Origin of the sequence: Streptomyces sp. SCSIO 75703 (assembly GCF_036607905.1) — a bacterium.
Taxonomy (GTDB): domain Bacteria; phylum Actinomycetota; class Actinomycetes; order Streptomycetales; family Streptomycetaceae; genus Streptomyces.
In genome coordinates this window covers 2,159,197-2,173,997 of record NZ_CP144555.1, presented here as the reverse complement: position 1 = coordinate 2,173,997, position 14,801 = coordinate 2,159,197, and the positions used below count along the sequence as shown (strand labels likewise).

Annotated in this window: 9 protein-coding genes; 3 read left to right on the top strand and 6 right to left on the bottom strand. The window is 73.7% G+C overall.

Annotated elements, in window-relative coordinates; all coding sequences use genetic code 11:
• Positions 1-51 precede the first annotated feature (51 nt).
• From pyk to pta, 3 genes are all read right to left on the bottom strand, one after another.
• On the bottom strand, positions 52-1,482 hold the full coding sequence (pyk, locus tag VM636_RS09300; RefSeq protein WP_030421371.1) for a pyruvate kinase: 1,431 nt from the start codon (positions 1,480-1,482) through the stop codon (positions 52-54).
• Between the two features lie 110 nt (positions 1,483-1,592).
• The gene (locus VM636_RS09295; protein ID WP_338484266.1) at positions 1,593-2,804 is read right to left on the bottom strand and encodes an acetate kinase; all 1,212 of its coding nucleotides are present in this window, start codon (positions 2,802-2,804) and stop codon (positions 1,593-1,595) included.
• On the bottom strand, positions 2,801-4,894 hold the full coding sequence (gene pta / locus VM636_RS09290; RefSeq protein WP_030421369.1) for a phosphate acetyltransferase: 2,094 nt from the start codon (positions 4,892-4,894) through the stop codon (positions 2,801-2,803). The genes VM636_RS09295 and pta overlap by 4 nt, the downstream gene beginning before the upstream one ends.
• A gap of 230 nt (positions 4,895-5,124) precedes the next feature.
• On the opposite strand from pta, the gene VM636_RS09285 reads away from it, so the two are divergent.
• Positions 5,125-6,150, top strand: a complete 1,026-nt coding sequence (locus tag VM636_RS09285) for an ATP-dependent 6-phosphofructokinase (protein WP_030421368.1) — start codon at positions 5,125-5,127, stop codon at positions 6,148-6,150.
• A gap of 136 nt (positions 6,151-6,286) precedes the next feature.
• On the opposite strand, the gene VM636_RS09280 is transcribed toward VM636_RS09285, so the two are convergent.
• The gene (locus VM636_RS09280; RefSeq protein ID WP_030421367.1) at positions 6,287-6,973 is read right to left on the bottom strand and encodes a response regulator; all 687 of its coding nucleotides are present in this window, start codon (positions 6,971-6,973) and stop codon (positions 6,287-6,289) included.
• Positions 6,970-8,628 carry a sensor histidine kinase gene (locus tag VM636_RS09275; protein ID WP_338484265.1) on the bottom strand — a complete coding sequence of 553 codons (1,659 nt, stop codon included), beginning with the start codon at positions 8,626-8,628 and terminating at the stop codon, positions 6,970-6,972. The genes VM636_RS09280 and VM636_RS09275 overlap by 4 nt, the downstream gene beginning before the upstream one ends.
• Positions 8,629-8,778: 150 nt before the next feature.
• On the opposite strand from VM636_RS09275, the gene VM636_RS09270 reads away from it, so the two are divergent.
• Both VM636_RS09270 and VM636_RS09265 read left to right on the top strand, forming a co-directional pair.
• Positions 8,779-10,191 (top strand): cation:dicarboxylase symporter family transporter, encoded by a 1,413-nt coding sequence (locus tag VM636_RS09270; RefSeq protein ID WP_030421365.1) that lies wholly within the window; start codon positions 8,779-8,781, stop codon positions 10,189-10,191.
• Between the two features lie 238 nt (positions 10,192-10,429).
• A complete protein-coding gene (locus VM636_RS09265; RefSeq protein WP_338484264.1) occupies positions 10,430-12,673 on the top strand; it encodes an ATP-dependent DNA helicase in 2,244 nt (747 codons plus the stop codon).
• A gap of 362 nt (positions 12,674-13,035) precedes the next feature.
• Here the strand turns inward: VM636_RS09265 and VM636_RS09260 are convergent, their stop codons facing one another.
• The gene (locus VM636_RS09260) at positions 13,036-14,454 is read right to left on the bottom strand and encodes a maltokinase (RefSeq protein WP_338484263.1); all 1,419 of its coding nucleotides are present in this window, start codon (positions 14,452-14,454) and stop codon (positions 13,036-13,038) included.
• Positions 14,455-14,801: the final 347 nt, after the last annotated feature.

The window sequence follows — 14,801 nt, the reverse complement described above, 5'->3', positions numbered from 1 at the left end:
GCCCGTGCGGGGAGCGCCCTCCGGCGCCGCTGCGGTCGTCCCGGCCGCGCCTCAGGCGCGGCGGGCCTCGCCCAGGTGGTGCACCCGGACCATGTTGGTGGTGCCGGGGACGCCGGGGGGCGAACCGGCCGTGATCACGACGATGTCCCCGTCGTTGAAGCGGCTCAGCCGGACCATCTCCTGGTCGACCAGGTCCACCATCTCGTCCGTGCTGTTGACGAACGGCACCACGTGCGGCTCCACGCCCCAGCTCAGCGCGAGCTGGTTGCGGGTGGACTCGTCGGTGGTGAAGGCGAGGATCGGCTGCGTGGCGCGGTAGCGCGAGAGGCGGCGCGCGGTGTCGCCGGACTGGGTGAAGGCCACCAGGCCCTTGGCGCCCAGGAAGTCGGCGATCTCGGCGGCGGCACGGGCCACCGAACCGCCCTGCGTACGCGGCTTCTTGCCCGGCACCAGCGGCTGCAGGCCCTTGGAGAGCAGCTCCTGCTCGGCGGCCCGGACGATCTTCGACATGGTCTTGACCGTCTCGACCGGGTAGGCGCCCACGCTCGACTCGGCGGAGAGCATCACCGCGTCGGCGCCGTCCAGGATGGCGTTGGCGACGTCGGACGCCTCGGCGCGGGTCGGGCGCGAGTTGGTGATCATCGACTCCATCATCTGGGTCGCCACGATCACCGGCTTGGCGTTGCGACGGCACAGCTCGATCAGCCGCTTCTGCACCATCGGGACCTTTTCGAGCGGGTACTCGACGGCCAGGTCGCCGCGGGCGACCATGACGCCGTCGAAGGCCATGACGACGTCCGCCATGTTCTCCACCGCCTGCGGCTTCTCCACCTTGGCGATGACGGGCACCCGGCGGCCCTCCTCGTCCATCACCCGGTGCACGTCGGCGATGTCCGCCGCGTTCCGGACGAAGGAGAGGGCGACCAGGTCGCAGCCCATGCGCAGGGCGAACCGCAGGTCCTCGACGTCCTTCTCGGACAGCGCGGGGACGTTCACCGCGGCGCCGGGCAGGTTGATGCCCTTGTGGTCGGAGATGACCCCGCCCTCGATGACCATGGTCCGCACCCGCGGACCGTCGACCTCGGTGACCCTCAGCTCGACGTTGCCGTCGTTGATGAGCACCTGGTCGCCCTTGGCGACGTCGGCGGGCAGGCCCTTGTAGGTGGTACCGCAGATCGTCCGGTCGCCCGGCACGTCCTCGGTGGTGATGGTGAACTCGTCGCCGCGCACCAACTCGACGGGGCCCTCGGCGAAGGTCTCCAGACGGATCTTGGGCCCCTGGAGGTCGGCCAGGACGCCGATCGCCCGGCCCGTCTCCTTGGCCGCGGCCCGGACGCGGTCGTACCGCCCCTGGTGCTCGGCGTGGGTGCCGTGGCTGAAATTGAAGCGGGCCACGTTCATGCCCGCCTCGGTCAGCGCGACGAGCTGCTCGTGGGAGTCGACCGCGGGGCCGAGAGTACAGACGATTTTCGAACGGCGCATGGGGCGATCCTATCTGTTTGTTTCGCTGCGGAATATTCCGTCTGGCGGAAGGTACAGATGGGCGCCGGGGTGCTCACTCGTGAATTCCCGCTCCGGGCCCCGGCGCTTCCTCAGCCGTCCTTTCCGACCAGCTCGTAGGTCTGTGTGGCGATCTCCAATTCCTCGTCCGTGGGAACCACGGCGACCGCCACGCGGGCGTGCGCGGGCGAGATGAGCCGCGCCCCGTCGCCGGGCGCGGTGTTCAGCCCGCCGTCCACCTCCAGGCCCAGGGTCTCCAGGCCGGCGAGGGCAGCCTCGCGCACCGGGGCGGAGTTCTCGCCCACCCCCGCCGTGAAGGCGACCGCGTCCACCCGTCCGAGGACGGCGTAATAGGCCCCGACGTACTTCTTCAGCCGGTGGACGTAGATGTCGAACGCGAGCCGCGCCCGTTCGTCACCGGCCCGCTTCCGGCGGAGGATCTCGCGCATGTCGTTGTCACCGCAGAGTCCGGTCAGACCGCTCCTCTTGTTGAGGAGTTCGTCGATCTCGTCGGCGGACATTCCGCCGACCCGCATCAAATGGAAGATGACGGCAGGGTCCATGTCTCCCGAGCGCGTACCCATCACCAGCCCCTCCAAAGGCGTCAGCCCCATGGAGGTGTCCACGCACCGGCCGCCGCGCACCGCGGAGGCCGAGGCGCCGTTGCCCAGGTGGAGCACGATCACGTTGACGTCCGCGGGTTCCTTGCCCAGCAGGCGCGCGGTGGCCCGGGAGACGTAGGCGTGCGAGGTGCCGTGGAAGCCGTAGCGGCGGACGCGGTGCCGGTCGGCGGTCTCGGTGTCGATCGCGTAGCGGGCGGCCGACTCGGGCATCGTCGTGTGGAACGCGGTGTCGAAGACGGCGACCTGCGGCAGGTCCGGGCGGAGCCCGCGGGCGACGCGGATGCCGGTCAGGTTGGCCGGGTTGTGCAGCGGGGCGACCGGGATCAGGCGTTCGATCTCGGCGAGCACGGCGTCGTCCACCACGGTCGGCTCGGTGAAGCGCCGGCCGCCGTGCACCACCCGGTGCCCGATCGCGGCCAGTTCCGGGGAGTCGAGGCCGAGCCCGTCCTTGGCCAGTTCCTGCGCCACGGCCTCCAGGGCCGCGTCGTGGTCGGCGATGGCGCCCTCGCGCTCCCGGTCCCCGCCGCCCGCCCACAGCGGCCGGTGCCGCAGCCGCGAGGTCTCCTCGCCGATCCGCTCGACCAGGCCCACCGCCAGCCGGCTGTGGTCGCGCATGTCCAGCAACTGGTACTTCACCGACGAGGAGCCGGAGTTGAGGACCAGGACACGGGTGGGGCTCACGGGGCGGACGCCTCCTCGGCGGGGGACTGCTGGGCCTGGATCGCCGTGATGGCGACGGTGTTGACGATGTCCTGGACGAGGGCGCCCCGGGACAGGTCGTTGACCGGCTTGCGCAGCCCCTGGAGGACCGGGCCCACCGCGATGGCCCCGGCCGAACGCTGCACGGCCTTGTAGGTGTTGTTGCCGGTGTTGAGGTCGGGGAAGATCAGCACGGTCGCCTGGCCGGCGACCTCGGAGCCGGGCAGCTTGGTCGCGGCGACCGACGGCTCGACCGCGGCGTCGTACTGGATCGGGCCCTCGATCCGCAGGTCCGGGCGGCGCTCGCGCACCAGCTCGGTCGCCCGGCGGACCTTGTCCACGTCGGCGCCGGAGCCCGAGGTGCCGGTCGAGTACGACAGCATCGCGATCCTCGGCTCCACCCCGAAGCGCGCGGCCGTCTCGGCCGACTGCACGGCGATGTCGGCGAGCTGCTCGGCGTCCGGGGCCGGGTTGACCGCGCAGTCGCCGTAGACGAGGACCTTGTCGGCCAGGCACATGAAGAAGACCGAGGAGACGATCGACGCCTCCGGGGTGGTCTTGATGATCTCGAAGGCCGGGCGGATCGTCGCCGCCGTCGAGTGCGCCGAACCGGACACCATGCCGTCGGCCAGCCCCTCCTCGACCATCAGCGTGCCGAAGTAGGTCACGTCGGAGACCACGTCGTACGCCAGCTCCACGGTGACGCCCCGGTGGGCGCGCAGCGCGGCGTACCGCTCGGCGAAGGCGTCGCGCAGTTCGCTGGTGGCCGGGTCGATCAGGGTGGTGTCGCCCAGGTCGATGCCGAGGTCGGCGGCCTTCTTGCGGATCTGCTCGACCGGACCGAGGAGGATCAGCTCGCACACGCCCCGGCGCAGCAGCACCTCGGCGGCGTGCAGCACGCGCTCCTCGGTGCCCTCGGGCAGGACGACCCGGCGCAGTCTGCTTCGCGCCTGTTCCAGGAGCTGGTGCTCGAACATCATCGGCGTGACCCGGTCGCCGCTGGGCGCGGAGACGCGGCTGCTGAGGGCGGTGGTGTCGACGTACCGCTCGAAGAGGCCGAGGGCGGTCTCCGCCTTGCGGGGCGTGGCCGCGTTGAGCTTGCCCTCCAAGGAGAAGAGCCGCTCGGCGGTGGGGAAGCTGTTGGCCGGCACGGAGAGCACCGGGGTGCCGGGGGCGAGGCGGGCGGCCAGGGTGAGGATGGCCTCGCCGGGCACCTCGTCCAGGGTGAGCAGCACCCCGGCGATCGGCGGGGTGCCGGCGCTGTGCGCGGCGAGGGCGCCGATCACCAGGTCGGCGCGGTCGCCGGGGGTGACCACCAGGCAGCCCGGGGTCAGCGCGGCCAGCAGGTTGGGCAGCATGGCCCCGCCGAAGACGAAGTCCATGGTGTCGCGGGCCAGGCCGGAGTCGTCGCCGAGGACCACCTTCGCGCCGAGCGCGTGCACGATCTGGGAGACGGGCGGCGCGGACAGGGCCGGCTCGTCGGGCACCACCCAGCACGGCACCGGCAGCCGGTCGGCGAGCCGGGCGGCGATCTCGTCCCGGTCCTCGCGGGCCACCCGGTTGGTGACCATGGCGAGCACGTCGCAGCCGAGGCCGTCGTAGGCGCGGAAGGCGTTGCGGGTCTCGGCGAGCACCGATTCGGCGGACTGCCCGCGGCCGCCGACCACGGGGAGGACGGAGGCGCCGAACTCGTTGGCGAGGCGGGCGTTGAGCGCCAGCTCGTCCGGGAACTGGGTCTCCGCGTAGTCGGTGCCGAGCACCAGCACCACGTCGTAGTCGCGGGCGACCCGGTGGAAGCGGTCGACCAGGGCGGAGACCAGCTCGTCGGTGCCCCGCTCGGCCTGGAGCGCGGACGCCTCCTCGTAGCCCAGTCCGTAGACGGTGGCCGGGTCCTGGGCGAGGCGGTAGCGGGCCCGCAGCAGCTCGAAGAGCCGGTCGGGCCCGTCGTGCACCAGGGGGCGGAAGACGCCGACGCGGTCGACCTGCCGGGTCAGGAGTTCCATGACCCCCAGCTCGACGATCTGCCGGCCGTCGCCGCGGTCGATGCCGGTCACGTACACGCTGCGCGTCACGCGGACTCTCCGTTTCGTCTGAGGCGGCGGGTCCCGCGCCCAGAATTCACCCGCGAAGGTGAGCGGAACCCACTTGACAGTACCTTCTCCTGCGGATAGGACGCCCTTCTGTGCGGGGGGCCGGCCGGGCCGGTTCCCGGGGGCCGGAAGGGGTCGGGCGGCTCCCCGGGGGACGTGAAAGAATCGAATCTGGCTCACCGGCGTCAACAGCGAGCAGGAGACACAGCACGATGCGTATCGGAGTTCTCACCGCAGGCGGCGACTGCCCCGGCCTGAACGCAGTGATCCGGTCGGTCGTGCACCGAGCGGTCGACAACTACGGCGACGAGGTCATCGGCTTCGAGGACGGGTACGCCGGTCTGCTGGAGGGCCGCTACCGCGGCCTCGACCTGAACGCGGTCAGCGGCATCCTGGCCCGCGGCGGCACCATCCTCGGCTCCTCCCGGCTGGAGCGCGACCGGCTGCGCGAGGCGTGCGAGAACGCGGCGGACATCGCCCGCGACTTCGGCATCGACGCGCTGATCCCGATCGGCGGCGAGGGCACGCTCACCGCGGCCCGGATGCTCTCCGACGCCGGCCTGCCGGTGGTCGGCGTGCCCAAGACGATCGACAACGACATCTCGTCCACCGACCGCACCTTCGGCTTCGACACCGCGGTCGGCGTGGCCACGGAGGCGATGGACCGCCTCAAGACCACCGCCGAGTCCCACCAGCGGGTCATGGTCGTCGAGGTCATGGGACGGCACGCCGGGTGGATCGCCCTGGAGTCCGGCATGGCGGCCGGCGCCCACGGCATCTGCCTGCCCGAGCGGCCCTTCGACCCGGGCGATCTGGTCAAGATGGTCGAGGCGCGCTTCGCCCGCGGCAAGAAGTTCGCCGTGGTCTGCGTCGCCGAGGGCGCCCACCCCGCCGAGGGCACCATGGACTACGGCAAGGGCGAGATCGACCAGTACGGCCACGAGCGCTTCCAGGGCATCGGCACCGCCCTCGCCCACGAACTGGAGCGCCGCCTCGGCAAGGAGGCCAAGCCGGTCATCCTCGGCCACGTCCAGCGCGGCGGCACGCCGACGGCGTACGACCGGGTCCTCGCCACCCGCTTCGGCTGGCACGCGGTGGAGGCCGCGCACCGGGGCGAGTTCGGCCGGATGACGGCGCTGCGCGGCACCGACGTGGTCATGGTGCCGCTGGCCGAGGCCGTCACCGAGCTGAAGACCGTGCCGAAGGACCGGATGGACGAGGCGGAGTCCGTCTTCTAGCCGCCCCCCCCGCCTCTTTCCGGCGGCCTGGCGTCGTCGGCCGGGGCCTCTCCGGCCGTCTGGGCGTCGCCGGCCGGGGTTCTTTCCGGGCACCCCGCGCCGCCGGCCGGGCCCGCGGGACCTCCCGCGGGCCCGGTCAGCGGGTGGGGATCCAGCGGTAGACCAGTTCCGGCCGCCCCACCTGCCCGTAGAGCGGACTGCGCACCGCCCGCCCGCTCTCCACCAGGTGCTCCAGATAGCGCCGGGCGGTGATCCGCGAGATGCCCACGGTCTCGCCCACCCGCGCGGCCGTCAGCCCCTCCGCCTCCTCGCGCAGCGCGCCCGTCACCCGCTCCAGGGTCGGCCCGCTCAGCCCTTTCGGCAGGTCCGCCGGGGCCGGCGCCCGCAGCGTGGCGAGCGCCCGGTCCACCTCGGCCTGCCCGCTCGCCTCCCCGGCGGTGCCCCGGAACTGCGCGTACCGCACCAGCCGGTCCCGCAGCGTGCCGAAGGTGAACGGCTTCAGCACGTACTGGACCACGCCCAGGGACACGCCCTCGCGCACCACGGCCAGGTCCCGCGCCGAGGTCACCGCGATCACGTCGGCCCGGTGCCCGGCCGCCCGCAGCGAACGCGCCAGCCGCAGCCCGTGCACGTCCGGCAGGTGCAGGTCGAGCAGGAGCAGGTCGACCGGCGTGCGCTCCAGCGTCCGCCGCGCCTCCGCCCCCGAGTGGGCCGTGCCCACGCAGACGAACCCGGGCACCCGGCCCACGTACATCGCGTGCGCGTCCGCGGCGACCGGATCGTCCTCGACGACCAGGACCCGGATCGGCTGCCCGGCGCTCACTGCCCACCCCCGGTCGCGGCCGGCCCGGCCACGGCGGGTGCCGCGCCGCCCGTCGGCGCCAGCGGCAGCCGCGCCTCGAAGCGGGCCCCGCCGTCCTCGGCCCGCGTCACCGTCAGCGCGCCCCCGTGGCGCCGCACCGCCTGGCGGGCCAGCGCCAGCCCGAAGCCGCGCCCGCCGGGGCCGGCCGGTTTGGTCGAGAAGCCCCGCTCGAAGAGCCGGTCGGCGTGGGCCGGGTCGACGCCCTCGCCGGTGTCGGAGACCCGCAGCACCAGCTCCGGGACGGGGCCGCCGGTGTCCGTGTAGGCGGCCACGGTGACCCGCGAGGGCGTGCCGCGCTGTGCCGCGTCCACGGCGTTGTCGATCAGGTTGCCCAGGATCGTGACCAGGTCCCGGGCGGGCAGGGAGGGCGGCAGCAGACCGTCGTCCAGCCGGTTCTCCCGGGACACCACCAGCTCCACCCCCCGTTCGTTGGCCTGGGTCGTCTTGCCCAGCAGCAGGGCCGCCAGCACCGGTTCGCCCACCGCCGCCACCACCTGGTCGGTGAGGGCCTGGGCCAGCTCCAGTTCGGCCGTGGCGAACTCCACGGCCTCCTCGGCGCGGCCCAGTTCGATCAGCGAGACCACCGTGTGCAGCCGGTTGGCGGCCTCGTGCGCCTGCGAGCGCAGCGCCTGGGTGAAACCGCGCTCGGAGTCCAGCTCGCCCATGAGGGAGCGCAGTTCCGTGACGTCGCGCAGGGTCACCACCGTGCCGCGCCGCTCCCCGCCGGAGACCGGCGAGGTGTTCACCACCAGCACCCGGTCCGCCGCCAGGTGCACCTCGTCCCTGCGCTGCTCGCAGGCGAGCAGCGCCCCGGTCAGCGGCGCGGGCAGCCCGAGGCTCACCACCGGCGCGCCCACCACGTCGCCGTCGAGGCCCAGCAGCTCCCGCCCGCCGTCGTTGATCAGCGCGACCCGGTGCCGCCCGTCCAGCATCAGCAGCCCTTCCCGCACCGCGTGCAGCGTGGCCTGGTGGTAGTCGTGCATCCGGCTCAGCTCGTCGGCGTTCATGCCGTGGGTGTGACGGCGTAGCCGGGCGTTGATCACGTAGGTGCCGACCGCGCCGAGCAGCAGCGCGCCGCCGGCGACCAGGAGGAGCGCGGCCACCTGCTCCTGGACCTGCTTGCTGATCTCCTCCACCCGGATGCCGGCGCTGACCAGGCCGACCACCCGGTCGCCGTCGAGGACCGGGGTGACCGCGCGCACCGAGGGGCCGAGGGTGCCGGTGTAGGTCTCGGTGAACGTCGCGCCGCGCTGGGCGCGCTCGATGTGCCCCCGGAAGGGGTGGCCGATCTGCCGGGGGTCGGGGTGGGTCCAGCGGATGCCGTCCGGATCCATGATCGTCACGAAGTCGACCCGGGCGTCCCGCATGACCCGCACCGCGTACGGCTGGAGCCGGGCGGTCGGGTCGGCGGTGCCGATGGCCTCGGTCACGGACGGCGAATCGGCGATGGTCAGCGCCACCGACCTGGCCTGACGGCCCGCCGCGGCCTCCGCCTGCTGCCGGTCGCCGACGTAGGTGAACAGCGCGCATCCGGCGACGACGACCGCGATCAGCACGGCCTGCATGGCGAAGAGCTGGCCCGCCAGGCTGCGGGGTCTCGGGACGCGGAAGGGCATGCCTGCCAGTCTCCCTCGTGGCTGATTGTGAACTAAATGAACGCAAGGGTGACCGCGCTCACAGCTTTGGAGATAGTCGCCCCGTTCCCCTGAATCCGGACGTGAGCCGCACGCCGGTGACAACCGACGACGACGTCAAGGAGGGCCGCCGTGACCACCCCTGCCGATACGGCACCTGCCGCACCCAGAGCCAAGCGGGACCGCACGCACTACCTGTACATAGCGGTGATCATCGCGGTGGCCCTCGGTATCGCCGTCGGTCTGGCCGCGCCCGACTTCGCGATGGAGCTGAAGCCGATCGGGACCGGCTTCGTCAACCTGATCAAGATGATGATCTCGCCGATCATCTTCTGCACGATCGTGCTCGGCATCGGCTCGGTGCGCAAGGCCGCGAAGGTCGGCGCCGTCGGCGGTATCGCGCTGGCCTACTTCCTCGTCATGTCGCTGGTGGCGCTCTCCATCGGCCTGCTGGTCGGCAACATCCTCGACCCCGGCACGGGCCTCGCGGTCACGGACGCCGTGAAGGAGACCGGCCAGGCGCAGGTCGACGCCGAGGCGAAGGACACCACCGCCTTCCTGCTGGGCATCATCCCCACCACGATCGTCTCCGCCTTCACCCAGGGCGAGGTCCTCCAGACCCTGCTGATCGCGCTGCTGTGCGGCTTCGCGCTCCAGGCCATGGGGGCCGCCGGGCAGCCGGTGCTGCGCGGCATCGAGCACATCCAGCGGCTCGTCTTCCGCGTCCTGGCGATGATCATGTGGGCCGCCCCCATCGGTGCCTTCGGCGCGATGGCCGCCGTCACCGGCTCGGCCGGACTGGAGGCGCTCAAGAGCCTCGCCGTGCTGATGCTCGGCTTCTACCTCACCTGTTTCCTCTTCGTCTTCCTGGTGCTGGGCGCGCTGCTGCGCCTGATCTCCGGGGTGAACGTCCTCTCGCTCTTCAAGTACCTGGGCCGTGAGTTCCTGCTGATCCTGTCCACCTCGTCCTCCGAGTCGGCGCTGCCGCGCCTGATCGCCAAGATGGAGCACCTGGGGGTCAGCAAGCCGGTGGTCGGCATCACCGTCCCGACCGGCTACTCCTTCAACCTCGACGGCACCATGATCTACATGACCATGGCCTCGCTGTTCATCGCCGACGCGATGGGCACCCCGATGTCGATCGGCGAGCAGGTGCCGCTGCTGCTCTTCCTGCTGGTCGCCTCCAAGGGCGCGGCGGGGGTCACCGGCGCCGGTCTGGCGACGCTGGCGGGCGGACTCCAGTCGCACAAGCCGGCCCTGGTGGACGGCATCGGCCTGATCGTCGGCATCGACCGCTTCATGAGCGAGGCCCGTGCCCTGACGAACTTCGCGGGCAACGCCGTCGCCACGGTCCTGGTCGGCACCTGGACCAAGGAGATCGACAAGGCCCGCGTGGAGGAGGTGCTCGCCGGCCGGGCGCCGTTCGACGAGACGACGCTGCTGGACGACGGCCCCGGCGCCCACGACGGCCCCGGCGGCGCGGACGGCGCCGGGGACCGGGCCGCCGCGCCCGGCGGCGGTGAGAAGGAGCCGGCCCGGGCCTGATCCGGCCGCTCCGCCCGACCCCGGGCGGCCGAGGTGCTCCCCCGTCCCTCGGCCGCCCGGTGCGACCGCCGGTCCCGCCGCTCGGCCGGCCGGTCGGCACAGAGAAAGAAATCCCCCGGCCGCAATTGCGGCCGGGGGATTTCCCTGCGTATATTGAATGGTTCACGACTTCCGGAAAAAGGGTCGTGAGGAAGTCCACTGATCTCAGTATATCCGGGCGGGAGCAGAATTGTCAAACGTGCCTCACACCGAATTGCCCGACGAGGAATTGCGGTACGAGCAGGAATTCGTCGACGGCCTGTACGCCCGGGTGGACGCGCTGCGCGCGGACACCGAGGACTCGGTCACCGACGCGCTCGCCCAGGGCAACACCCCCATGCAGGCCCGGCTGGAACGGGACATCCTGGTCGCCGAGCGCTCCGGGCTGCTCGCCGCGCTCGACTCCGTCGACGGCTCCCTCTGCTTCGGCCGGATCGACCTCGCCGACGGGGACAGCCACCACATCGGCCGCATCGGGCTGCGCGCCGAGGACGCCGAGCGCACCCCGGTCCTCATCGACTGGCGGGCCGACGTCGCCCGCCCCTTCTACCTGGCCACCGGCCACACCCCGATGGGCCTGCGCCGCCGCCGGCACATCGCCAGTGAGGGCCGCCGCGTCACCGCCCTGCACGACGAGATCCTCGACCTCGGCGACGAGACCCGCACCGGCCACGAGGACCCCTCCGGCGACGCCGTGCTGCTCGCCGCGGTGAACGCGGCGCGCACCGGCCGCATGGGCGACATCGTGCAGACCATCCAGGCCGACCAGGACCGCGTCATCCGCGCCCCGCACCGAGGCGTGCTGGTCGTCGAGGGCGGGCCGGGCACCGGCAAGACCGCCGTCGCCCTGCACCGCGCCGCCTACCTGCTCTACGAACACCGCGACCTGCTCGCCAAGCGCGCCGTCCTCATCGTCGGCCCCAACCCGGCGTTCCTCGGCTACATCGGCGAGGTGCTGCCCTCCCTCGGCGAGACCGGCGTGCTCCTGTCCACCGTCGGCGAACTGTTCCCCGGCGTACGGGCCACGGCGGCGGACACCCCCGAGGCGGCGGCGGTCAAGGGCCGGGCGGAGATGGCCGACGTCCTCGCCCGGGCCGTCCGGGCCCGGCAGGCACTGCCCGACCCGGTGATCGCGATCGAGCACGACCGGGAGGTCCTGCTCCTCGACGACGACCTCGCGCGGGTCGCCCGGGACCGCACCCGCGCCGTGGGGCTGCCGCACAACGCGGCCCGCGAGCACTTCGAGGGCCATCTGCTCAACACCCTCACCGACATGGTCGCCGAGCGCATCGGCACCGACCCCTACGACGGCTCGAACCTGCTCGACCCGAGCGACATCACGCAGATCCGGGACGAACTCGCCGAGAACCCGGAGGTCTGGGCGGCCATCGACCGGCTCTGGCCGCGCCTGACGGCCCGGCGCCTGGTCGCCGACCTCCTCGCCGCGCCGGAGGAGTTCCTGCCCCCGGAGGACGCCGCCGCGATCCGGCGCCCGGTGACCCGGCACTGGACCGTGGGGGACGTGCCGCTGCTGGACGAGGCCGCCGAACTCCTCGGCGAGGACGACCGGGTGGCCCGTACGCGCGCCGAACGGGAGCGGGCCGAGCAGATCGCCTACGCGCAGGGCGTGCTGGACGTCTCCTACGCCTCGCGCACCTACGAGTTCGAGGGACTGGACGACGAGGACGCGGAGGTGCTCTCCGCGCACGACATCATCGACGCCGAGCGGTTCGCCGAACGGCAGGAGGAGGACGACCACCGCAGCGCCGCCGAGCGCGCGGCGGCCGACCGCACCTGGGCCTTCGGGCACATCATCGTCGACGAGGCGCAGGAGTTGTCGCCGATGGCCTGGCGGCTGCTGATGCGGCGCTGCCCGACCCGGTCGATGACCCTGGTCGGCGACCCCGCGCAGACCGCCGAGGCGGCGGGCGTCGGCTCCTGGTCGAAGATCCTCGCCCCGTACGTGGAGGACCGCTGGGTCCACGCCCGGCTCGGCGTCAACTACCGCACCCCGGCCGAGATCATGGAGCTGGCGGCGGGCGTGGTCCGGGCCGCGGACCCCTCCTTCGACCCGCCGAGTTCGGTCCGGTCGACGGGGACCGCGCCCTGGGTGCGGGCCACCGCCGACCTGCCGTCCGCCGTGGCCGGGGCGGTGCGGGAGCTGACGCCCGAGGAGGGCCGGCTCGCGGTGATCGCCCCGCGTGAACTGCACCGCGCCCTCGCCGCCCGGCTGGACGGCGTCACGGCGGGCGCCGAGCCCGACCTCACGCGGGACGTCGTCCTGCTCGACCCGCGTCAGGCCAAGGGGCTGGAGTTCGACTCGGTGCTGGTGGTCGAGCCCGGCCGGTACGGCACGAGCGACCTGTACGTGGCGCTCACCCGGGCCACCCAGCGGCTCGGCGTGCTGCACACCGGCCCCCTGCCCGAGGGGCTCGTCGCCTGACGGCGGTCCCGGGTGACGGGCGGACGGGCGGCGCCGTGGCGGCCCCGCGCCGGACCGGGTCCCGGGCGCGGCCGGCGGTAGCGCGTGCCGCCTCCCGGCCGGGGCGACCGGGCGGGGACGCGCAGGTGCGGCCCCGCGGCCCGACGGGCTCGCCGCCGCCCCGGCGGAGGCCGGCGGGATGGCGGACGGTGGCAGGCCGGGGGCGGCGGGCGTCCCCGGCGCCCCGTGGCGGGCCCGTCCCGAGCGGGGGCCGGGCGGCGGTGCCGGCTCCCCGGGGAGCCGTATGCGGTCCCGTGGCCCGGAGCCCGGAGCGTGGCGGGGAGGCGGGGCAGGCGGCGCTCGCCGGGGGATGGTTCAGGAGGTCAGGCCGGCCGGTTCCGGACCGGCTCCGGGGCGGCCAGGCGGCGCACGGCGGCCAGCGGCACCGGCAGCCAGTCCGGGCGGTGGCGGGCCTCGTACACCACCTCGTAGACCGCCTTGTCCGTCTCGTAGGCGCGCAGCAGCACCGGGTCGGTGCGCGGGTCGTGGCCGGCGACCCGGGCGTACCCGGAGCAGTACGCGGCCCGGCAGGTCTCGGCCCAGCCGGGCGCCGGGGCGTCCGCCGACCGCTCCGCGTAGTCGAAGGAGCGCAGCATCCCCGCGACGTCGCGCGCCACCGGCTGCGGCATCCGGCGCTCCTCGGGCGGCCGGTCCGGCTCGCCCTCGAAGTCGATCACCGACCACCGTCCGTCCGGCGACCGCAGGCACTGGCCGAGGTGGAGGTCGCCGTGGACGCGCTGCGCGGTCCAGGTGCGGCCCTGCCCGGCCAGATCGCCGAGGGCGGTGAACGCCGTGCGCAGTCCGGGCGCGTACGGCAGCAGCGCGGGCACCGTCCGGACGGCCGCCGCCAGCCGCCCGGTCATGCCGTCGACGATGCGGGCCATGGCGTGGTGCCCGAGGGTGACCGTGGGCAGGGCGCGGGCCAGCGCGGTGTGCACCTCGGCGGTGGCCCGGCCCAGCGCCCGCGCCTCGGCGGCGAAGTCCTCCCCCTTGGCCAGTTCGCGCAGGGCCAGTTCCCAGCCGTCGTCCGCACCCTGAAGGTACGGCTGGAGAACCCCCAACAGCCAGGGCCCGCCGGGAAGTCCGGCCGTGATCCAGCCGGCGGGGGCGGGTACCCGGGCGCAGCCGGCGCGGGTCAGGGTGAGCGGGAGTTCCAGGTCGGGGTGGGTGCCGGGGCCGATCCGGCGCAGCACCTTGAGCACGAGGGAGTCGCCGTAGACCACGGACGAGTTGGACTGCTCGGCCGTCATCACCCGGGGCACCAGAGCCGCGCGGATCTCGTGGTCCGGGTCCCGCTCGAAGCGGAGCGGGCCGAGGCGGGCCCCGGAGCGCAGCGCCTCCAGCAGGGTGCCGGCGGGCCCGGGGTCGTCCAGGGCGTCGTAGACGACGTACCCGGCGAGCGGCCCCCCGGTGACGTGCCCGATCAGCGAGGGGGCCAGCCGGGGCGGCAGCACCTCGCGGACGCCCACGACCAACTGGTAGCAGTCGCCGCGCTGTTCGGGCGCCCCGGGCGCGGGCGGCTGGTGGACGCGGACCAGCAGGTGGTACAGCGCGGCGGGTGCGCCGGGGGCGCCTTCGGGGGAGGGCGGCAGGCCGGTGACGGCGACGGGGGACAGGCCGGTGACGGGACGGCCCTTGCCCGCGAACCAGCGCCGCCCCGGCAGCCACGCGCGCAGCAGCGGGTCGAGGGAGGCCAGCAGCGCGGTCGGGCTCGGGACGGTGCTGATGACGGCTTCCGGCATGGCGTCGCGTCCTTTCCCCGGGGCGTCGCGGGGTGTGATGGTTGCGTGCCCGGGGCGGGACGGGGAAAACCGCCCCGCCCCGAGCCCTGGCGTGATCCGGCCGGACCGGGGGCCTGCGCGGCGTCCGCGCGCAGCCGGACCAGGAGAAGCCGTGGCCCCGAGGGGCGGCGGGTACGGCAGCTCGCCGATGGCCGGGAAGCGGACCCCGCCGGACGGCTCCACAGGGTACCGGCCTTCGAAGCCGCGCAGATCCACTTCCGTGGGCTGGGTGAACCGCGCGAAGGTGTGGACGCGGAGCACGAGATGGTCCTCTTGCGCGCGGAGGAAGCCGAGGACGGCGGGGTGGG